The following is a 20,396-nucleotide window of genomic DNA, read 5'->3' on the forward strand; positions in this document are numbered from 1 at the left end:
TCCTTCGCGCCGTTGTCGGTGGCCGCGGGCAGGATGGGACGGACCATGACGGACGTCTTCGAGCGCTTCTCCCCCGCGACCGCGGAGTGGTTCCGCGGCGCGTTCCCGGCCCCGACCGCGGCGCAGGCGGGAGCGTGGGACGCCGTCTCGACCGGGCAGCACGCGCTCGTGATCGCGCCGACGGGGTCCGGCAAGACCCTGGCCTCGTTCCTCTGGTCGATCGACCGGCTCATCAGCGCGACCGACCAACCGCCAGCCAAGCAACGGACGCGCGTCCTCTACGTCTCGCCGCTCAAGGCGCTCGGTGTCGACGTCGAGCGGAACCTCCGGAGTCCGCTCGTCGGCATCACCCAGACGGCGCGACGGCTCGGGCTCGAACCCCCGGACGTCACCGTGGGTGTCCGGAGCGGCGACACCCCGTCGTCCGACCGCCAGCGGCTCCTCCGGCAGCCGCCGGACATCCTCATCACGACCCCCGAGTCGCTGTACCTCATGCTCACGTCCAGCGCGCGCGAGACCCTGGTCAACGTCGACACGGTGATCGTGGACGAGGTGCACGCGGTCGCGTCGACCAAGCGTGGGGCACACCTCGCCGTGTCGCTCGAGCGTCTCGACGACCTGCTCGAGAAGCCGGTGCAGCGCATCGGGCTCTCGGCCACCGTGCGCCCCCCGGAAGAGGTGGCGCGCTTCCTCGGCGGCCGGGCCCCGGTGACGATCGTCGCGCCACCGGCGCAGAAGACGTTCGACCTCCGGGTGGTCGTCCCCGTCGACGACATGACCGAGCTCGGTGCCCCACCGGTCGGCGCGGACGCGACGGAGTCCCCGACCAACGGGTCGATCTGGCCCCACGTCGAGGAGCGTGTCGTCGACCTCATCGAGGAGCACCGCTCGACGATCGTGTTCGCGAACTCGCGACGGTTGGCCGAGCGGTTGACGGCACGGTTGAACGAGATCCACGAGGAGCGGGTGCTCGCCGCGTCGGGCGCAGGGGAGCCCGTCGCCGCCGGAGCCGGCGCGGTCGGTGTCGGCGCGGTCGCTGCCGGGCACAGCAGCGGCGGTGTCGTGACGCAGTCACCGGGCAGGGCGTCCGGGCACGCGCCGGTCGCCCAGCCGAAGCGGCCGCCGGCCGAGGTGATCGGCGCGTCCGGGCAGACCTCCGGGGGTGGGTCCGACTCCAGTGTGCCGGTGCTCGCCCGCGCGCACCACGGCTCGGTGTCGAAGGACCAGCGGGCGATCATCGAGGACGACCTCAAGTCCGGACGGCTCCGGTGCGTGGTGGCGACCAGCTCCCTCGAGCTCGGGATCGACATGGGCGAGGTCGACCTCGTCGTGCAGGTCGAGGCGCCGCCGTCGGTCGCGAGCGGCCTGCAGCGCGTCGGTCGCGCCGGACACCAGGTGGGCGAGATCTCCCGCGGCGTCCTCTTCCCGAAGCACCGCGCGGACCTCGTGAACAGTGCGGTGACGGTCGAGCGGATGGTCGCGGGCGAGATCGAGTCGATCGGTGTCCCGGCGAACCCGCTCGACGTGCTCGCGCAGCACACCGTCGCCGCGGGTGCGGTGGACACGGTCGACGTCGAGCACTGGTTCGAGCTGGTCCGCCGGAGCGCACCGTTCAGCAGCCTGCCGCGGTCCGCGTTCGAAGCGACGCTCGACCTCGTGACCGGTCGGTACCCGAGCGACGAGTTCGCCGAGTTGCGACCCCGGCTCGTCTGGGACCGCGTCCACGGCACCCTGACGGGGCGTCCGGGGGCGCAGCGGCTCGCGGTGACCAGCGGTGGCACCATCCCCGACCGCGGCATGTTCGGCGTCTTCATGGTCGGCGAGCGGGCCTCGCGCGTCGGTGAGCTCGACGAGGAGATGGTCTACGAGTCCCGCGTCGGCGACGTGTTCGCGCTCGGGGCGACGAGCTGGCGGATCGAGGAGATCACCCACGACCGGGTGCTCGTGAGCCCGGCGTTCGGGCAGCCCGGACGGGTGCCGTTCTGGAAGGGCGACGGCCTCGGTCGTCCTGCCGAGCTCGGTCGGGCGACCGGTGCGTTCGTGCGTGAGGTCGAGTCGGCCTCCGACGACGACGCACGCGCCCGGGTGTCCTCCGGCGGTCTCGACGAGCGCGCCGTCACCAACCTCCTGACCTTCCTCCGCGACCAGCGTGCCGCGACCGGGTACGTGCCCAACGACACGACCCTCGTCGTCGAGCGCTTCCGCGACGAGCTCGGCGACTGGCGCATGATTATGCACTCGCCGTACGGCATGCAGGTGCACGCTCCGTGGGCCCTCGCGGTCGGGGCCCGGCTGCGGGAGCGGCACGGCATCGACGGCGACGCCATGGCGGCCGACGACGGCATCGTGGTCCGGATCCCGGAGACCGACGCCGAGCCGCCCGGTGCCGACCTGTTCGTGTTCGACCGCGACGAGCTCAAGGTCCTCGTGACCGACGAGGTCGGCGGTTCGGCGCTGTTCGCGGCGCGGTTCCGCGAGTGCGCGGCGCGGGCGCTGCTCCTGCCCCGGCGAAACCCCGGGCAGCGGTCCCCGCTCTGGCAGCAGCGGCAGCGGGCGTCGCAGCTGCTCGAGGTCGCGCAGAAGTACCCCACGTTCCCGATCGTGCTCGAGACCGTGCGCGAGGTCCTGCAGGACGTCTACGACGTGCCGTCGCTGCTCTCCATCGCGGACGACATCGCCGGGCGGCGGATCAAGCTCGTCGAGACGGAGACCGAGCAGCCGTCGCCGTTCGCGCGGACACTGCTGTTCGGGTACGTCGCCGCGTTCATGTACGAGGGCGACTCGCCCCTCGCCGAGCGTCGGGCCGCGGCGCTGTCGCTCGACTCGACCCTGCTCGGCGAGCTCCTCGGCCGGGCGGAGCTCCGGGAGCTGCTCGACCCGGCCGTGATCGCCTCGGTCGAGCAGGACCTCCAGCGCCTCTCCCCCGACCGCCGGGCACGCGACGCCGAGGGGCTCGTCGACGTCCTGCGGCTGGTCGGCGCGCTCGACCTGACCGAGCTCACCGCGCGGAGCTGGGCGGCCGCGGACGGCGACGTGGCGACCGCTGGCGACCCCACCGCGGTCGAGTCGGCGCTGCAGGCCCTCGAGCGGGACCGCCGTGTGCTGTCGTTCTCGCACGCCGGGCAGACCCGGTACGCCGTCATCGAGGACGCCTCCCGACTCCGGGATGCCCTCGGTGTCCCGCTGCCGATCGGCGTGCCGACGGCCTTCGTCGAGCCGGTCGCGGATCCGCTGGGTGACCTGGTCGGCCGGTACGCGCGGTCGCACGGCCCGTTCTCCGCGCAGGAGGCAGCGGCCCGGCTCGGTCTCGGCATCGCGGTCGTGCAGGACACCTTGCGACGGCTCGCCGCCGACCGCCGGGTGGTCGAGGGCGAGTTCCGACCCGACCGCCAGGGTGCGGAGTGGTGCGACGCCGAGGTGCTCCGCCGCATCCGCACGAAGTCGCTCGCGGCGCTCCGGCACGAGGTCGAGCCGGTGTCGCCCGACACGCTCGCACGCTTCCTCCCGGCGTGGCAGCACGTCCACACGCCGGGCACCCGTGGGGGGCTGCGGGGCATCGACGGCGTCCTGCAGGTGCTCGACCAGCTCGCCGGGGTCGCCCTGCCCGCGAGCGCGTGGGAGTCCCTCGTGCTGCCGTCCCGCGTCACCGACTACCAACCGAGCATGCTCGACGAGCTCACCGCCACGGGCGAGGTCCTGTGGTCCGGCGGGGGCACCCTGCCGGGGAACGACGGGTGGGTGCGGTTCCACCTCGCGGAGACCGCGGACACGACCCTGGTGGAGCCGGACGGCGGCGAGACGACCGAGCTGCAACGCGACGTCCTCGGGGCCCTCGCCGGCGGCGGCGCGTACTTCTTCCGCCAGCTCGCCCAGGCCGTCGGCAGCACCGACGACACGGCCCTGTCCACCGCACTGTGGGACCTCGTGTGGGCAGGACAGATCACCAACGACACGCTCGCTCCGCTGCGGTCGATGCTCGGCGGCAAGGCGAAGAGCTCGAGCACGCCCCGGGCCCGCGCCTACCGCGGACGCCGTCGGCCGACCCTGCCGACGCAGTCCGGCCCGCCCACCGTCGGCGGACGCTGGTCGATCCTGCCGCTGGCGCAGTCCGACGCCACGGTACGGGCGGCCGCGACGGCCGAGCAGCTGCTCGAGCGGTACGGCGTCGTCACCCGCGGGGCCGTCCAGGTCGAGGGTGTCCGGGGCGGGTTCGCGGGCGTCTACCGGGTGCTCGCGCGGTTCGAGGAGACCGGCCGCGCCCGGCGCGGGTACTTCGTCGAGGGGCTCGGGGCGGCCCAGTTCGCCACCGGTCCGACGGTCGACCGGCTGCGGACGTTCGCGCGCGACCTCGACGACGACGAGCGAGCCGACCCGGAACGGACCCGGCAGGCGATCACCCTCGCGGCCACCGACCCGGCGAACCCGTACGGTGCGGCACTCCCGTGGCCGAACGACGGCGTCAGCACCGACGACCCGGACCACGGGACGGACCCGCCCGCAGGTGCGTCCACGACGTCCGGCGCGGCGTCCGCGGCGTCCGTCACCGCGGCTGCGGCGACCGGGAAGACGGCTGCCCGCGGACACCGCCCCGGGCGCAAGGCCGGCGCCCTCGTGGTGCTCGTCGACGGTGCGCTGACGGTCTACGTCGAGCGCGGCGGCAAGTCGGTGTTGACCTTCACCGACGACGCCGGAGACCTCGCGGCAGCCGCGTCGTCGATCGCCGCGACGGTCCGACGCGGGCTCGGGAAGCTGTCGGTCGAACGGGTCGACGGCGCATTCGTGCTCGAGTCCCCGCTCGGGCAGGCGCTGCGCGACGCGGGCTTCACCGCGACGCCCCAGGGGGTGCGCCTCCGTGCCTGAGGGCGACACCGTCTTCCGAGCCGCTCACCGCCTGCACGCGGCACTCGCCGGCAAGGAGCTCACCCGGAGCGACTTCCGCGTGCCGGCGTTCGCGACGCTCGACCTCGTGGGCCGCACCGTCGACGAGGTCGTCCCCCGCGGCAAGCACCTGCTGCACCGGATCGGTGACCTCACCGTCCACTCGCACCTCAAGATGGAGGGCCGCTGGGACGTCTACGCCCCCGGAGAGCGGTGGCGTCGACCGGCGCACCAGGCACGCGTGGTGCTCGACGCGGCCGATGTCTCGACGGTCGGGTTCACGCTGGGCATCCTCGAGGTGGTCCCCCGCGCGCAGGAGTCGGAGATCGTCGTGCACCTCGGGCCGGACCTCCTCGGCGACGACTGGGACGCCGACCTGGCGCTCGCCAACCTCACGCGCGACCCGGAGCGCCCCATCGGGCTCGCCCTGCTCGACCAGCGCGTCCTCGCAGGCCTCGGCAACGTGTACCGCGCCGAGCTCTGCTTCCTCCGGGGTGTGCTCCCGACGCGACCGGTCGGGCAGGTGCCGGATCCGGCGCGGGTGATCGCGCTGGCATCGCGGCTCATCACCGCGAACCGCGACCGGAACGCCCGGATCACCACCGGGGTCGACCGCCCCGGCCGCCGCCTGTGGGTCTACGGGCGCGCGGGGAAGCCGTGCCTGCGCTGCGGGACGCCGGTGCGCCGCGGGGAGCTCGGCGAATCCGAGCTCACCCTGCGGGACACCTACTGGTGTCCGCGCTGCCAGAGCTGAGCGCCGACCTGCTCAGCGGTTCGCGGCGTTCACCACGCACTGCTGGACCGACCGAGCCGCGTCCGAGTCGTCCGCGAACGCCGACGGCGCCGCCGATGCCGCACTGTCCTGGCCGCCCGCGGCGTCCTTCGCGGCACGGTTCACCGGCCAGAGGGGGCCGTCGAAGTCCTCCGAGGTCGGGTCGGACGACGTCGCCCAGACGGTGACGTCGTCGTCGTTCGGGTCGTCCTTCTCCGCCGGAGCGATCGATGCCCCGAGGTACCACCCGCCGTCGCCCTTCCGGACGCTCGCGAAGTCGGTGTCGTCGTGTGCTCCCACGGCAGCGTCGATCGCGTCGACGGCTTCCTTCGCCGCGACCGGGCAGGTCGTCCGCGCCGGGTCGTCGCTCGCCGGGCCCTTGCCGACCGGGTTGCCGTTCTGGGCGCCCGCGCCGGTGCACCCGGCGAGGAGCACGGCGACGCTGGCGGCCATGATCGTCGCGACGGTGGTCCTGGTTGTGCTCGTCATGCCGTCGACGGTGCGCCGGTGCGGCTCCGGGCAGCGCCAGGAGCGTCCGGAGAGCGCGGCCTCCTGCGGCAGGCTCGGTCCCGGTCACCCCGCGCGTCGGCTTCGGGCGCCGACGCGTGGGGTGGTGTCGGCGACGTCGGCGACCCGGGTGGTGCATGCGGCTGGGTGGGCCGCGGGTGTTCGGTGTTCTCGTGGTGGTGCGCTCGGCCGGCGGACGGGCGTCCGTCGGGCCCCGACCGGGAGGCACGCGGCAGCCCGGTGGGGCACCCCCGCCGGTGGGTGGCCGGCAGGGCGAGCACCGCGGCGGCGGGTGACCGCCGGGATGGTTCGAGACTACGGACGGACACCGCTGGTGGGGTGACCCGAAAGTGAACTCGCGTCGGTTCCCGCCGGATTTGCGGCTTGCCGCGGGGCTGCTCCGCGGCCACCCGGGACGGTTGCGCGATCGCGCACCGATCGCCCGAGTGCGCGGATCGGATGACCATCTGCCGCATCCCGCACAGCCGGGCACCCACGGACACGGCGCAGTGCCGTGCAGCTCACGGTGTGGTCGTGCAACCGGGCGCGTGCAGCCGTTCGGCCGCCGTCGCCCGCACGGCCTCCGTGACCCGTTCGAGCAGCGGTGACGCCAGGTTCCACCGCTGCCACCAGAGCGCGACGTCGGCGTGCCGGCCGGGGACGAGTTCGACGAGCTCGCCGCGCGCGAGGAGCGCCGTGCACTGCGCCTCGGGGAGGAGCCCCCACCCGAACCCGAGGCCGACTGCCCGGGCGAAGTCGGCCGACGTCGGGACGAAGTGCCGCGGGCCGTGCGGCGCGTGCCCGAGCACCGTGCGGAGGTACCCCTGCTGCAGGTCGTCGTCGCGGTCGTAGTCGACGAGCGGCACCCCGTCGAGGCGGTCGAGCACCCGCCGTTCACTCGCGCTCCGCGGATCGAGGTCGCCGAGGTACCGGGCGACGAACGCCGGAGCGGCGACGGCCCGGTACCGGTCGATGCCGAGGGCGACCGACGAGCATCCCTGGACGGGCTCGGCCTCGGCGGTCACGGCGGCCATGACGGTGCCCGCGCGCAGGAGTTCCGCTGTGCGGTCCTGGTCCTCACGGTGCAGGTCGAACACCACCTCGGTGTCGGCCCGGACGCGGGCGAGCGCGTCGAGGAACCAGGTGCCGAGCGAGTCGGCGTTGACGGCGAGCGGGATCGACGGGACGGAGCCGGCGTCCCCGTCGAGGGCGCGCGCGGTCTCCTCGTCGAGCAGTCTGGCCTGGCGCGCGTGCCGGAGGACGACCTCGCCGGCCGCGGTCGGGACCACCGGGACGCTCCGGCGGACGAGGACCCGGCCCACCTGCTGCTCCATCGCCTTGAGGCGCTGCGACACCCCCGAGGGTGTCACCGACAGGGCACGAGCGGCGGCGTCGAGGGTTCCGTGGTCGACGACGGCCAGCAGAGTCTCGAGGTGCTCGCTTCGGAACCGCAGCATGCAGCACAGCTTACGGCCCTGCAGGAACGTGAACTGTGCTTCAGGTCGTACGCGCTCTACCGTCGGGAGCATGCTCCTCCCGTTGCTCGCCGGCCTCGGCACCGGTCTCGCGCTGATCGTGGCGATCGGCGTGCAGAACACGTACCTGCTCCGGCTCGCGGTGTCCGCGGGTCTCCGTGTCGTGACCGCCGCAGTGGTCGTCTGCGCCCTGTCCGACGCCGTCCTCATCGTGGCCGGGGTGCTCGGCGTCGGCGCGGTCGTGGAACGGTTCCCGGTCGCGCTCGTCGTCGTGCGCTTCGTCGGGGCCGCGTTCCTCGTGACCTACGGCGTGCTCGCCGCACGCCGCGCACTGCGCCCCTCGGGCGATGCGCTGCGGCTCGACGACGCTGCGGCGGACGACGGCGTCGCGGTCCCCGCGCCGGACGGCGTCGCCGAGGGGGCCGTGGACGCAACCAGCGCACCGTCGCACGCGGCGCGGGCGACGCGCACCGCGCCTCCAGGCCGGGTCCCGACCGTGCGCACCGCGGTGGCGACCATGCTCGTGTTCACGTGGGCGAACCCGCACGTGTACCTGGACACGCTGGTGTTCCTCGGGTCCGTCGCCAACCAGCAGGGCGCCGTCGATCGGTGGCCGTGGACGGTGGGGGCGGTCCTCGCGAGCTGCGTGTGGTTCGCGGCAGTGGGGTTCGGCGGACGGCTGCTCCGGCCGTTGTTCGCGAAGCCGCTCACCTGGCGGGTGTTCGACGGCCTCGTGGCCGTCGTGATGCTCGGGTTCGGGATCGCGCTCATCGTGGGCGCGTAGCGCGCGGCGCGCGGCACGGCACCGCGGAACGGACACAGCACCGCGCTGGTGCGCGGTGCTGTGTCCGGAACCTGGTTCCGGAGGCGGACGTGCGTGCTACTGCAGGCGCTGCCCGACCCGGCTGTGGCGCCGGCTGTAGCCGAAGTAGATCGCGAAGCCGATCGCGAGCCAGATGACGAACCGCAACCAGGTCTCGACCTCGAGGTTGAGCATCAGCCAGAAGCACAGCACCGCGGACAGGATCGGCAGCACCGGCGACCACGGCACCCGGAAGGCACGGGGCGCGTCCGGGCGTGAGCGACGCAGCACGACGATGCCGACGGACACGAGGACGAACGCCGACAGCGTGCCGATGTTGATCATGCCCTCGAGCTTCTCGACGGGGAAGAACCCGGCGAGCACCGCGACGACGACACCGGCCACGACCTGGACGCGCACCGGGGTCTGCGTCTTCGGGTTGGTCTGCGAGAACCAGCGGGGCAGCAGGCCGTCGCGGCTCATCGAGAACACGATGCGGGACAGCCCGAGGAGCAGCACCATGACGACCGTGGTCAGGCCGATGAGTGAGCCGATCGCGATGATCCCCGCGGCCCAGGGCAGACCGACGATCGAGAAGGCCGAGGCGAGCGACGGCGAGTCCTCCTGCGCGAGCCGCTGGTAGGACACCATGCCCGTGATGACGACGGACACGGCGACGTACAGGACGGTCACGATGCCGAGGCCGAGGAAGATGCCGCGCGGCAGGGTCTTCTGCGGGTTCTCGGTCTCCTCGGCGCTCGTGGCGACGACGTCGAAGCCGATGAACGCGAAGAACACGAGCGACGCCGCGGCGAGCAGCCCGAAGACGCCGTACTGCGCCGGGGCCGAACCGGTCGCCCAGGAGACGAGCGACTGCGTCCAGAAGCTCCCGTCGGCACCCTTCGACGGCGCGGCCGGCGGGACGAACGGCGTGAAGTTCGCGGCCTTGACGAAGAACGCCCCGGCGACGATGACGAACACGACGATGGCCACCTTGACGATCGTGATGACCGCGGAGACGCGGGACGACAGCCGGGTGCCGAAGGCCAGGAGCACGGTGAACACGGCGACGATGAGGACCGGCCCCCATGCGAAGCCGACCGGGCCGAGGGCGATCGAATCCGGCAGCTGCACGCCGAAGACCTGGAACGCGGTGCTGAGGTAGATGCCCCAGTACTTCGCGATCACGGCGCTGGCCGTCAGGGTCTCGAGGATGAGGTCCCACCCGACGATCCAGGCGAGCAGCTCACCCATGGTCGCGTAGGTGAAGGTGTACGCGGACCCGGCGACGGGGATCGTCGAGGCGAACTCGGCGTAGCACATGATCGCGAGGCCGCAGGTGACGGCGGCGAGGATGAACGACACGATGACGCTCGGCCCGGCGAAGTTCGCGGCGGCGTTCGCGCCCACGGAGAAGATGCCGGCGCCGACCGCGACCGCGATGCCCATCGCGGCGATGTCGAACGTCTTGAGGGACCGCTTCAGCGAGCGTCCCTGCTCTTCGGAGTCGGCGAGGGAGGCCTCGATCGACTTGACACGGAGCGGTGTTGCCATGGGGTGGTTCCCGTCATCGGCTGGGCGGCGGACCCCGTGAGGGTACTGGTGTACCACCCCGGCACGCAAAGCGTCCGGTCGGACGGTCCTTCCGTGGCGGAACGGTTCGGGGCGGCGGGCTCGCGGCGGCTCGCGTCGCGGCGGTCGCGATGACAGCCGGGAGGCACGGGTCGGCTCCGGTGCGCAGCCACCGGCCGGCGGCGGTCCGGTCAGGCGGCGCGGGTCCGGTCAGGCCGCGCGGGTCCAGTCGCGGAGGAAGCGTGCGCCGGCCTCGTCGTGGATGACGCCCTCGGGAGCGGTGAGCACCGGGTACGGCGTCGCCGGCACCCCGTCGGCCGGACGGACGTCCACGTGCGCGACGTCGTGGCCGTTCGCGTGCAGCCAGTCCGCCATCGCGTAGTCGCTCCGGGAGTCGCCCATCGTCCGCCAGGCGACCGGCAGCTCGCCGTCGGCCGCGAGGAGCTCCAGGGATCGCTCGGCACCGAGGTCCTTGCCGCTCCGATCCGACTCGACGTCGGTCGAGATGATCGTCGGGTCGACGCGCCACGCGACGCTGCCGTCGGACGCCGGTCGGACGTCGTCGAGCCGACGGACGCCGAGCCCGCGACGCACGAGCGCGGCCATCGCCTGCGCGTCGAACTCGGCCTGCCGTGCGAGGTAGGTGGCGTTCGGCACCTCGACGCGCTGCTCGATCGACACCATCGCGCGCTTCGTCTCGTCGAAGAACACCAGGTCGGCGTACTCGGTCCGGACCAGCTCGCGCATCTCGTCGGCGTAGTCGCTCGGCAGCGCGAGGTCGTCGGCGACCGTGAGCTCGCCCATGCCGCCCTCGTACTGCGGGCCGATCGAGCACCAGACGGCGCCCTTCTCGCACACGGCGTGCACGCGGGTGCCCTCGGCCAAGCCACCGGCGAGCAGCGGTGCGACGACCTCGGCGCGGATGAACGCGTCGCTCCGACCGGTGTTGAAGACGATCGGGATGCCCTCGGCGGCGAGGGCGACGAGGTCCTCCACGATGCTCGGGATCGCGATGGTCCGGGTCACCGGACTGGCGATGGGGCCGTCGACGTCGAGCAGGAGGCCGAGACGGGGTGCAGTCACCGCCCCATCTTCGCAGGAGAACCAGACCCCGCCGTCACGACTCGGTCGTCACGACTCGGTCGCCGCGGGCAGGGAGGCGTCCACGAACCGGTCCACCGTCCGTCGGACCACCGCAGGCTCCGGCCGGTGCCACTGCCCGGGGAGCAGCACGTGCGCCGCACCGGGGATCGCCTCGGCGAGCGCTCGTGCCGCCTGCCCCATGAAGTCCGGTCCGGTGTCCCCGGAGGCCACGAGCACCGGCACCCCGACCGCCGCGGCGACCCGCTCGGGGATGACGAGCCCGTTGAGCACGCGGACGTCACGCGGCAGCACGTGCGCGTCCCCGAGCAGGGCGGACCACACGGCCGGCCGGAGCCGGAGCAGCGCGACCTGCCCCATCGGGACGCCGAGGACGTGCGCGAGGAACGCCCGGACCGTCTGGGAGCGCCGACCCACGGCGACGTGCTCGTCGAGCAGGTCAGCGAACACGACGTCGTCCACGTGGTGCTCGACGCTCGCCCGGAACGGCGGTTCGAAGAGCACGGCGCGGGTGATCGGGACCCCGGCCGCGAGCCCGTGCAGCAGCACCCCGGCGCCGACACACGCACCGAAGGCCACGACGGGACCGGGCACCGACTCCACGACGGCGCGCAGGTCCTCGACCTCGCGCTCGATCGCCCACGGCTCGGTGTCCCCGGACGCACCTCGGCCCCGGCGGTCGTAGGTGACGACGCGGTACCGGTCGGCGAGCGCCGCGACGAGTCGGTCGAGGTAGGGGGTGCCGCGGTGGTCGAACGCGCCGCCGACCACCACGAGCGACGGTCCGGAGCCGGTCTCCGTCACCGCGAGCTCGGTGCCGTCGTCGGAGCGGACCGTGCGGTCGACGGCGGGCGGGGGAGCGTGTGGGTGCATGCGGTCCTCGAGGGTCGTGCGACGGCGGTTCGCCGGGTCCTCGGGACGGACCGTGCGTGAGGTCTTCTCGAGCATGGCAGGACGCGGAGCGCGCGCCAACACCCGCAACCAGGGGGAGGAACCGGCGGTGCAGCCCTCAGACGAGCGCCGTCGTCCCCACCGACTCCCGCTCGAGCAGCGACCGCTTGACGTCGAGCCCCCACGCGAACCCGCCGAGCGTCCCGTCGCTCCGGAGCACCCGGTGGCACGGCACGAAGAGCGCCGGGGCGTTCCGCGCACAGACGCTCGCGGCAGCCCGGACCGCATCCGGTCGCCCCATCGCCGCGGCGAACTCCCGGTAGGTCAGCACCGCGCCGGCCGGGATGCGCCGGAGCTGCCGCCACCCCTCGGTGAACAGTTCGGTGCCGGACTGCCGGACCGGTACCTGCATGGCGTGCTCGACCTCGCCCGCGTAGAACGCGTCGACGGCATCGGCGGAGGCGACCCGTCCGTCGACCACCCGCTCGGGCCGGTCCCGCTCGGCCAGTCGGCCGATGATCTGGTCGACGGAGTCCGTCCAGCCGGATGCGAGCACCCGGCCCTCGGAGTCCTCGAGCACGGTGAAGGCGCCGTCGGGGGTGTCCAGCGTCTGGATGGTCGCGTCGGTCATCGTTCGTCCTTCCGTGCGGCGGCAGCCGCGGTCGTCATGTGGCTGACGCCGGCCGTCGCCATCGCGCGGTCGACGATCGGTCGCCAGCAGTGCATCGTCAGGTAGCTCCGCCACGGCGCCACCTGCTCCGACCGTAGGGAGAGCTCGCGCACTGCACCGGGCAACCCGAGTTCCTGTGCACCGTTCCGCACCGCGAGGTCGCTGTGCAGGAACACGTCGGGGTGGTGGCGCACGCGGAGTGCCACGTAGTCCGCCGTCCACGGCCCGATGCCCTTCACGGCGAGGAGTCCGGCGCGCAGCTCGTGCACCGACTGCCCGGCGTCGACCACGAGCGACCCGTCGGCGAGCGCGGCGGCGACACGGAGGATCGTCTGCACCCGGGCACCGGGGCCGCGGAGCACCGTCCCGCCGCGCTCGGCGACCACGTCCGCCGTGGGGAAGAGCCGCCCGCCGGGGAGCACCGACTCCGGCGCCGGTCCTCCGAGGGCAGCGACGAGCCGGGTCTGCGCCGTGCGTGCCGCCGCGACCGAGACCTGCTGCCCGATGAGCGTGCGGATCAGGACCTCGTGCGCGTCCACGGTGCCGGGGAGTCGGATGCCGGGTACCCGTTCCACCGCCGGCGCGAGCTCGGGGAGGGTGGCGAGGACCGAGTCGACCGCGGTGGGGTCGGCGTCGAGGTCGAACAGCGCGCGCACGCGCGCGACCAGCGTAGGGAGGTCCGACAGGTCCTCGACCCGCACCTGCAGGTCGATGCCGACCGCCCGCCCGGCGGCGGCCGTCGCGCGGAACCAGCCCGTGCCTCCCGGCAGTGTGACCAGCCGCCCGTACGCGGTGACCCGACCGTCGGGGTCCACGTCCACCTGCTCGGCGCCGGGCAGCGCGTGCAGCGCGTGCCACTCGAGGAGTCCCTGCACGTCGAACGGCGCGCGGGCCGGCAGGTGGACGTGCAGCGTGCCGTCGGCGACCGGTCGGAGGGTGCGACGGGCGCGGAGCTCGGACGGTGTGACGGCGAAGACCTCGCGCACGGTGTCGTTGAACTGGCGGACGCTCGCGAAGCCGGCCGCGAACGCGACGTCGGCGATCGGCAGGTCCGACGAGGTGAGGAGCGCCCGGGCGGTCTGCGCCCGGTGCGCGCGGCTGAGCGCCTTCGGCCCGGCGCCGAGTTCGGCGGTCATGATGCGGCCGAGCTGCCGCTCGGAGTAGCCGACGCGGGCCGCGAGGCCGGGCACGCCCTCGCGCTCGACGACGCCGTCGAGGACGAGGCGCATGGCACGGCCGGCGACGTCCTCGCGGAGGTCCCACTCGGGGCTGCCGGGGGTCGCCTCGGGCAGGCAGCGCTTGCAGGCGCGGAAGCCCGCGAGGTGTGCGGCGGCGCTGGTCCGGAAGAAGGTCACGCCGGTCTCGCGCGGCGTGCGTGCGGGGCACGACGGGCGGCAGTAGATGCCGGTGGAGTGCACGGCGGTGACGAACTGGCCGTCGAACCGCGCGTCGCGCGAGGCGACGGCGCGGTACCGCTCGGCGTGCAGCGTGTCGGCTGCGGTGGTGGACATGGGTCCAGCGTCGCACGGCTCACCGACATCGACTGGCGGGAATCGGACACGGCAGTGACGGCCGGGAGGCACGGCTAGCGTTGGCCGCATGACCTCTGCCGACGACCTGGTCGCGCCCGACGGGCTGCCCTGCCGCACCGACGTCGTGGTCGCGCTGCTGCTCGCGTCACCCCGGCACCGGTACGAGGGGCGTCCGGCCGACGGCGCGCTGCCGGCCGATCCGTCGACGCCTGAGCTGCGGGACCGCGTCGAGCTGCGGGCGGGGCTCGGCATCGTCGGCGACCGCTACTTCGCGGCGCGGGCCCACGTGCACGCGAGCGTCACGGTGGTCGGGCTCGAGGGCCTCGAGGACGTCGCGCGTTCCCTCGACGCGGTCGTCGACCCGGTGGCGACCCGACGGAACGTGTTCCTCCGCGGCGCCGAGGTCGAGGCGCTCCGCGGGCAGCCGTTCGCGCTCGACTCCGGGCAGGGGGTCGTGCGGTTCCGCGGGTACCGCCCGGCGAACCCGTGCGCGTGGATGGACCACGAGGTGGCTCCGGGCGCGTTCCGGGCGATGCGCGGACGGGCGGGGGTCCGGTGCGACCCGGAGACCGACGGGGTGCTCACCGTCGGACCCGCGACACTGTGGACCGCGGTGCCCGTGGCGCTGACCTGAGGGCGTCAGGCGCCGCGCCGCTGTCCTGGGCGCACCACGTCGCACGCCGAGACTCGGCTCCGCGGACTGTTCCGCGCTGCCGACGGCCGCGCGGTGTCCGCCGAGCCGAGTCTCGGGGCGAGGGGTCTCAGGCCGTGAGCGCGTGCTCGATCGCGTCGACGAACGCGGGCAGGTCGTCGGGGTTCCGGGAGGTGATGAGGCCGCCGTCGACCTGGACCTCCTGGTCGACCCACTCGCCACCGGCGTTCCGGACGTCGGTCTGCAGCGACGGGAAGGACGTGAGGGTCTTCCCGGACACGACCCCGGCCTCGATGAGGGTCCACGGGCCGTGGCAGATCGCCGCGACGGGCTTGCCGGCATCGGCGAAGGCCGAGACGAGCGCGACCGCGTCGGCGTCCTGGCGGATGGTGTCCGCGTTGATCGTGCCGCCGGGGACGACGAGTGCATCGTAGTCGCCCGCACCGCTGACACTGCCGATGGTGGTGTCGCTGTCGACCGACTTGCCCGGGTCCTTGTCGCCGACGAGGGTCTGGATCGAGCCGGACTCCTGCGCCGCGACGGTCACGTCCGCACCGCGCTCACGGAGCTGCTCGGTGGGGACGACGATCTCGTCCTGCTCCACGCCGTAGTTCGTCGCGATGACGAGGATCTTCTTGCCGTCGAGGGCTGCCATGGTGACTCCTTCCGCGGCCCGGTGGTTCCGGCCGCAGGTGACCACGGTCGTCCCGGCGCGCTGGACACGCTCGCAGTCGGGAGGCTCCGCACAGCTTCGCGGGGGCTGCGGTCAGCCGCGGATGCGGAAAGCGGATCCCTCGCGCTCGACGGTCAGCCCGTCGTACCCCGCGATCCGCGGGAGGCCGGTCGTGACGTCAGCCTCGAGGGTGCCCACGACGACCGTGGTCGCCCCGGAGGCGAGCGCGGCCTCGATCCCGGCGGGGGCGTCCTCGAACGCGAGGCACGCCTCGGCCGGCACCGCGAGCAGCGCGGCACCGCGGAGGTAGCCCTCCGGGTGTGGCTTGCTCCGCTCGGCGTCCTCGGAGGGCACGAGGGCGTCGGGGACGGGGACACCGGCAGCGATCATGCGCTTCACGGCGAGTTCCCGCGGCGCACTGGTGACGAGGGCGACCGGCACGCCGACGTCCTGCAGCCGCCGGACGAACGCGCCGGCGCCGGGGACCTCGACGATGCCCTCGACGTGGTCGATCTCGGCGGCGATCATCGTGTCGACGATCACCTGCTGCTCGGCACGTGGCAGGCCGGGCAGGAAGCGCTGGATCGTGTCGATCGTCTGGCGGCCGTGCGAGAAGCCGAGGATCTCGACCGGGTCGAGTCCGTGCTCCGCGCCGAACCGGGTCCAGGCCGCCTCGACGACCGCGGTCGAGTCGACGAGCGTCCCGTCCATGTCGAACAGGACCCCGGACACCACGACGTCGATCACACGCCCGACCCTAGCGGCCGCCGCGGCCCGAGACCCGGGGTGGGCGACGGTCCTCGCGCTCCGGAGCGCGAGGAGCGTCGCGCAGCACGAGACTCGGCATCGCGCGACGCCGCCGCTCGCGCACGCGTCAGGCGCGCACGTACCGGGTCAGCAGCACCCCGCCGTCGCCGAGCAGGACGTGCGTCGGCCGCATCCGACGCAGCTCCGGGGACGAGCCCGTGGCGATGCGAGGCCCGTCCCCGCCCTCGAGCGTCGGGTCCACGGTGAGTGTCAGCTCGTCGACGAGGTCCGCCGCGATGAGCGCCCCGAAGAACGACGGACCGCCCTCGCAGTGGATCCGCTCCAAGCCCCTGTCGGCCAGTGCCCGCACGACGGCGACCACGTCCACGGAGTCGTCCCCGCACGCCACGACGTCGGCGACCGCGGCGAGCGCCCGACCCCGCTCCGACGATGCGCCGGACGCCGAGGTCAGCACGACCGGACGGACCGGCGCGTCGGTGAAGACCCGCGATGACGGGTCGAGGCCCGCCGAGCCGGTGACGATCGCGAACACCGGGTGGTCGGGCATGCCGTGCGCTCGACGCCACTCGACGTCGGCGTCGTGCAGGACCATCGGCCCGTACTCCTCGTCGCGGACGGTGCCGGCGGCGACGAGGACCACGTCGGCCGTGCGGCGCAGCAGGTCGAACACGCGGAGGTCGTCGTCACCGCCGAGGTCCGCCGTCCGACCACCGGCCGAGGCCGAGCCGTCGAGCGTCGTCACGAAGTTCACACGGAGCCAGGGCCCGTCGGGGACGCCGTCGGCGTAGAGCTCGAGCAGGTCGTCGTCGCTCTGGTCACCGATCGCGGCCAGGACGACCGGGGGGACGGTGTTCACGTGTTGTGCCTCGCTTCCACGGGTTCGCGCCAGCCGAGGACCGCCTCGACCATGCGCATCGCGTCGACGCTCTCCACGACGTCGTGCATCCGGACGATCCGCGCACCGAGCATCGCGCTGACGGTGGCGGCGGCCAACGACCCGGAGAGTCGCTCGCCACGCGGTCGACCGAGCGACTCCCCCACGAAGTCCTTGTTCGACACCGCCGCGAGCACCGGGTAGCCGAGCGCCACGACCTCCGGCAGTCGACGCGTGAGCTCGAGGGTGTGCACGGTGTTCTTGTTGAGGTCGTGCCCGGGGTCGACGATGATCCGCGACTCCGGGATGCCCGCGGCGAGCGCGCGGTCGACGCGCTCCTGCAGGAAGTCGACGACCTCGCGGCCGATGTCGTCGTAGTGCGGCGGTTCGGGCAGGTGCTGCCGGGGCGGAGCCGTCGAGTGGGTGATGACGATCGTCGCGTCGGAGTCCGCCACGACCGCGGCCATCCGCGGGTCGGACAGGCCGGTGGTGTCGTTGACGACACTGGCGCCGACGGCGATCGTGGCCTCGGCGACCTCGGGGCGGAAGGTGTCCACCGAGATGACGACGTCGGACTCCTGCGCGAGCTGCGTCACCACCGGCAGGACCCGGTCAAGTTCGTCGGCGGCGGAGAGTTCCGGGCCCGGGGCGAACTTCACGCCGCCGATGTCGACCCAGTCGGCGCCCTGCTCGGCGGCGCGGACCGCGGCGGCCACGGCCTGGTCGAGCGCGAACGTCGCACCCTGGTCGTGGAACGAGTCCGGTGTGCGGTTGACGATCGCCATCACGGCCACACGGTGGTCGAAGTCGAACGTGCGGCGGCCGATGGTGCGGACCGGGTCGCGCAGGTCGGGCACCACCCAGCCGGGTCCGGTCGCCTGGGCCTGGAGGCTCGGTTCGCGCTGCTCGGTGGTCATGCGTCCGCCCCGTGGTCGGCCCCGGCGGTCGGGCCGCCCGCCGTCCCGATCCCCGCACCGATGAGCGCGATCGCCTCGGCTCGTCCGACCGGCGTCGCGAGGGTCCCGGTGGCGGCGACCGTCACCGTCGTCGAGCCCGTCTGCCGCTCGCCGCGGGTCGTCACGCACTGGTGCTGGGCGTCGAGGACGACGAGCACGCCCGTGGCGTCCAGGCCCTCGGCGACCGTGGCGGCGACCTGCTCGCCGAGCCGTTCCTGCAGCTGCGGGCGCGAGGCCACGGCGTCGAGCACGCGCGAGAGCGTGCCGAGGCCGATGAGCTGGTCGCCCGGTGCGTACGCGAGGTGGGCGACCCCGATGAAGGGCAGCAGGTGGTGCTCGCACATCGAGCGGAACTTCACGTCCCGGACGACGACGAGCTGACCGCGGTCGCCGTCCTCGGCGTGCACGACACCGTTCCTCGCGATCGCGACGGCGTCGGTCCCGATGCCGGAGAAGAACTCCGCGTAGGAGTCCGCCACACGGGCAGGGGTCCGGGCGAGCTCGGGGCGGTCGGGATCGTCCCCGACCGCGAGGAGGAGCTCGCGCACGGCGGCTTCGATCCGCGCGCGGTCCAGTCGTTCGTTCACGTCCTCATCCAACACCGTCACTGGCCGCAGATCGCGAGCGGGCACCCGAGGTGACGTACCCCGGCCAGGCGACCCGTGCCTCCCGGCCGACGCCCCCGGCGCGACGCGCCGCGCTCCCAGCGTTCTGTAAACTCGTCCGGTGAGCGCCCAGCAGACCGAAACGCCGCCCCGGAACCGCTTCGCATCCGGCCTCGACCGCTACTTCTCGATCACGAGCCGCGGGTCGACGATCCCCCGAGAGATCCGTGGTGGTCTCGTCTCCTTCGTGACGATGGCCTACATCGTCATCCTCAACCCGCTCATCCTCGGGGGGTTCAGCGCGGCGCAGGCCGCGAAGGACGTCGACGGAGGCTGGTTGCAGAACGCGCAGGTCGCGGCGGCCACCGGCCTCGTCGCCGGCCTGATGACCATCGCCATGGGGGTGATCGCGAACCTGCCGTTCGGCATCGCGGCCGGACTCGGCATCAACTCGTTCCTCGCCGTGAGCGTCGTGCACCAGGTCACCTGGGCCGAGGCCATGGGGCTCGTCGTCATCAACGGCGTCATCATCGTGATCCTCGCGTTGACCGGGATCCGGACGATGATCTTCACGGCCGTGCCGGCGCAGCTCAAGGCCGCGATCACGGTCGGCATCGGCCTCTTCATCGCGTTCATCGGCCTCGTCGACTCCGGGTTCGTCCGGTCCTCGGGGATCGCCTCGCCGCCGCTGCAGCTCGGTGAGGACGGCTCCGTCGGAGCACTCCCGACGATCGTGTTCCTCATCGGCCTCGTCATCATCGGCACGCTGATGGCCCGTCGCGTGAAGGGCGCCCTGCTCATCGGCATCGTGGCGACGACGATCATCGCGATCATCCTGCAGGCGATCTTCCAGGTGCCGACGTCGGTGGAGTCGAAGACCGGCTGGAACCTCAACGCCCCGGGTCTCCCGTCCGCCCTGTTCGCCGTGCCGGACCTGTCGCTCGTCGGCCACTTCGACTTCGGCGCCTTCAGCCGCATCGGGCCGCTCGCCGCGTCGATGCTCGTCTTCACCCTCGTCTTCACGAACTTCTTCGACGCCATGGGCACGATGACGGGGCTCGCGAAGGCCGCCGGCGTCGCCCACCCCGACGGCACGTTCCCGCGGCTCAAGTCGGCGCTCGTCGTCGAGGGCGTCGGGGCGATCGCCGGCGGTGGCGCCTCGGTGTCGTCCAACACCGTCTTCATCGACTCGGCGTCCGGCATCGGTGAGGGTGCCCGGACGGGCATGGCATCGGTCGTGACCGGTCTGCTGTTCCTGGCGTCGATGTTCCTCACGCCGCTGACGCAGGTCGTCCCGCTCGAGGTCGCCGCCGCCGGGCTCGTCGTCGTCGGTGCGCTCATGGTCGCGCAGGTCGCGGACATCTCGTGGACGGACTTCGGGTCGGCGCTGCCGGCGTTCCTGACGATCGTCGTGATGCCGCTGACCTACTCGATCGCGAACGGCATCGGTGCGGGCTTCATCAGCTGGGTGCTCATCAAGCTGCTGTCCGGCCGCGGTCGCGAGGTCTCGTGGCTGCTGTACGTCGTCGCGTTCGGCTTCCTGCTGTACTTCGCCCGCGGGCCGCTGGAGGCGCTGCTCGGCGTCGGCTAGCGCCGGCGGCGGGGGCGAGCTCCCGGACTGCTCCACGAAAGCGACAGTTTCCTGCGATCAGATCCCAGGAAACTGTC

17 protein-coding genes are annotated in these 20,396 nt (G+C 73.3%); 5 read left to right on the plus strand and 12 right to left on the minus strand.

All coding sequences use genetic code 11. The features are described from left to right. Positions 1 to 45 precede the first annotated feature (45 nt). Both ABC270_RS00860 and ABC270_RS00865 read left to right on the plus strand, forming a co-directional pair. On the plus strand, positions 46 to 4,860 hold the full coding sequence (locus ABC270_RS00860) for an Lhr family ATP-dependent helicase (protein ID WP_412879041.1): 4,815 nt from the start codon (positions 46 to 48) through the stop codon (positions 4,858 to 4,860). Further along, positions 4,853 to 5,632: a DNA-formamidopyrimidine glycosylase family protein gene (locus ABC270_RS00865; RefSeq protein ID WP_412879042.1), complete on the plus strand. Its 780-nt coding sequence runs from the start codon at positions 4,853 to 4,855 to the stop codon at positions 5,630 to 5,632. Before ABC270_RS00860 ends, ABC270_RS00865 begins: the two co-directional genes overlap by 8 nt. A gap of 12 nt (positions 5,633 to 5,644) precedes the next feature. Here the strand turns inward: ABC270_RS00865 and ABC270_RS00870 are convergent, their stop codons facing one another. Both ABC270_RS00870 and ABC270_RS00875 read right to left on the minus strand, forming a co-directional pair. Then, positions 5,645 to 6,139: a hypothetical protein gene (locus tag ABC270_RS00870; protein ID WP_412879043.1), complete on the minus strand. Its 495-nt coding sequence runs from the start codon at positions 6,137 to 6,139 to the stop codon at positions 5,645 to 5,647. Positions 6,140 to 6,678: 539 nt separating this feature from the next. Continuing rightward, positions 6,679 to 7,614 (minus strand): LysR family transcriptional regulator ArgP, encoded by a 936-nt coding sequence (locus ABC270_RS00875; RefSeq protein ID WP_412879044.1) that lies wholly within the window; start codon positions 7,612 to 7,614, stop codon positions 6,679 to 6,681. A gap of 70 nt (positions 7,615 to 7,684) precedes the next feature. Here ABC270_RS00875 and ABC270_RS00880 point away from each other — a divergent pair, with 70 nt between their 5' ends. After that, positions 7,685 to 8,416 (plus strand): LysE/ArgO family amino acid transporter, encoded by a 732-nt coding sequence (locus ABC270_RS00880; protein WP_412879045.1) that lies wholly within the window; start codon positions 7,685 to 7,687, stop codon positions 8,414 to 8,416. A gap of 96 nt (positions 8,417 to 8,512) precedes the next feature. Here ABC270_RS00880 and ABC270_RS00885 read toward each other — a convergent pair whose 3' ends face one another. The 5 genes from ABC270_RS00885 to ABC270_RS00905 form a co-directional block, all read right to left on the minus strand. Beyond that, entirely contained in the window at positions 8,513 to 9,988 is a 1,476-nt protein-coding gene (locus tag ABC270_RS00885; protein WP_412879046.1) for an APC family permease, read from the minus strand. Between the two features lie 228 nt (positions 9,989 to 10,216). Then, positions 10,217 to 11,089, minus strand: a complete 873-nt coding sequence (locus ABC270_RS00890) for a hypothetical protein (protein WP_412879047.1) — start codon at positions 11,087 to 11,089, stop codon at positions 10,217 to 10,219. Between the two features lie 48 nt (positions 11,090 to 11,137). Next, a complete protein-coding gene (locus ABC270_RS00895; protein ID WP_412879048.1) occupies positions 11,138 to 12,055 on the minus strand; it encodes an alpha/beta fold hydrolase in 918 nt (305 codons plus the stop codon). 61 nt (positions 12,056 to 12,116) lie between these two features. Beyond that, positions 12,117 to 12,629, minus strand: a complete 513-nt coding sequence (locus ABC270_RS00900; RefSeq protein ID WP_412879049.1) for a methylated-DNA--[protein]-cysteine S-methyltransferase — start codon at positions 12,627 to 12,629, stop codon at positions 12,117 to 12,119. Continuing rightward, positions 12,626 to 14,179: an AlkA N-terminal domain-containing protein gene (locus tag ABC270_RS00905; RefSeq protein WP_412879050.1), complete on the minus strand. Its 1,554-nt coding sequence runs from the start codon at positions 14,177 to 14,179 to the stop codon at positions 12,626 to 12,628. Before ABC270_RS00905 ends, ABC270_RS00900 begins: the two co-directional genes overlap by 4 nt. Before the next feature lie 88 nt (positions 14,180 to 14,267). On the opposite strand from ABC270_RS00905, the gene ABC270_RS00910 reads away from it, so the two are divergent. Beyond that, positions 14,268 to 14,834: a molybdenum cofactor biosysynthesis protein gene (locus ABC270_RS00910; RefSeq protein WP_412879051.1), complete on the plus strand. Its 567-nt coding sequence runs from the start codon at positions 14,268 to 14,270 to the stop codon at positions 14,832 to 14,834. A 127-nt stretch (positions 14,835 to 14,961) separates the two neighbouring features. On the opposite strand, the gene ABC270_RS00915 is transcribed toward ABC270_RS00910, so the two are convergent. The 5 genes from ABC270_RS00915 to folE form a co-directional block, all read right to left on the minus strand. Beyond that, positions 14,962 to 15,507, minus strand: a complete 546-nt coding sequence (locus ABC270_RS00915) for a type 1 glutamine amidotransferase domain-containing protein (protein WP_412879052.1) — start codon at positions 15,505 to 15,507, stop codon at positions 14,962 to 14,964. A gap of 111 nt (positions 15,508 to 15,618) precedes the next feature. Next, positions 15,619 to 16,272: an HAD-IA family hydrolase gene (locus ABC270_RS00920; RefSeq protein ID WP_412879053.1), complete on the minus strand. Its 654-nt coding sequence runs from the start codon at positions 16,270 to 16,272 to the stop codon at positions 15,619 to 15,621. Between the two features lie 127 nt (positions 16,273 to 16,399). After that, positions 16,400 to 17,149 carry a pyrimidine reductase family protein gene (locus tag ABC270_RS00925; RefSeq protein WP_412879054.1) on the minus strand — a complete coding sequence of 250 codons (750 nt, stop codon included), beginning with the start codon at positions 17,147 to 17,149 and terminating at the stop codon, positions 16,400 to 16,402. Continuing rightward, the gene (folP, locus tag ABC270_RS00930; RefSeq protein ID WP_412879055.1) at positions 17,146 to 18,084 is read right to left on the minus strand and encodes a dihydropteroate synthase; all 939 of its coding nucleotides are present in this window, start codon (positions 18,082 to 18,084) and stop codon (positions 17,146 to 17,148) included. The genes ABC270_RS00925 and folP overlap by 4 nt, the downstream gene beginning before the upstream one ends. Further along, on the minus strand, positions 18,081 to 18,710 hold the full coding sequence (gene folE, locus ABC270_RS00935) for a GTP cyclohydrolase I (protein ID WP_412879056.1): 630 nt from the start codon (positions 18,708 to 18,710) through the stop codon (positions 18,081 to 18,083). Before folE ends, folP begins: the two co-directional genes overlap by 4 nt. A 139-nt stretch (positions 18,711 to 18,849) precedes the next feature. Here folE and ABC270_RS00940 point away from each other — a divergent pair, with 139 nt between their 5' ends. After that, positions 18,850 to 20,319: an NCS2 family permease gene (locus tag ABC270_RS00940; RefSeq protein WP_412879057.1), complete on the plus strand. Its 1,470-nt coding sequence runs from the start codon at positions 18,850 to 18,852 to the stop codon at positions 20,317 to 20,319. Positions 20,320 to 20,396: the final 77 nt, after the last annotated feature.

This window comes from Curtobacterium phoenicis, from assembly GCF_047238015.1.
In the GTDB taxonomy this organism is placed as follows: Bacteria; Actinomycetota; Actinomycetes; order Actinomycetales; family Microbacteriaceae; genus Curtobacterium.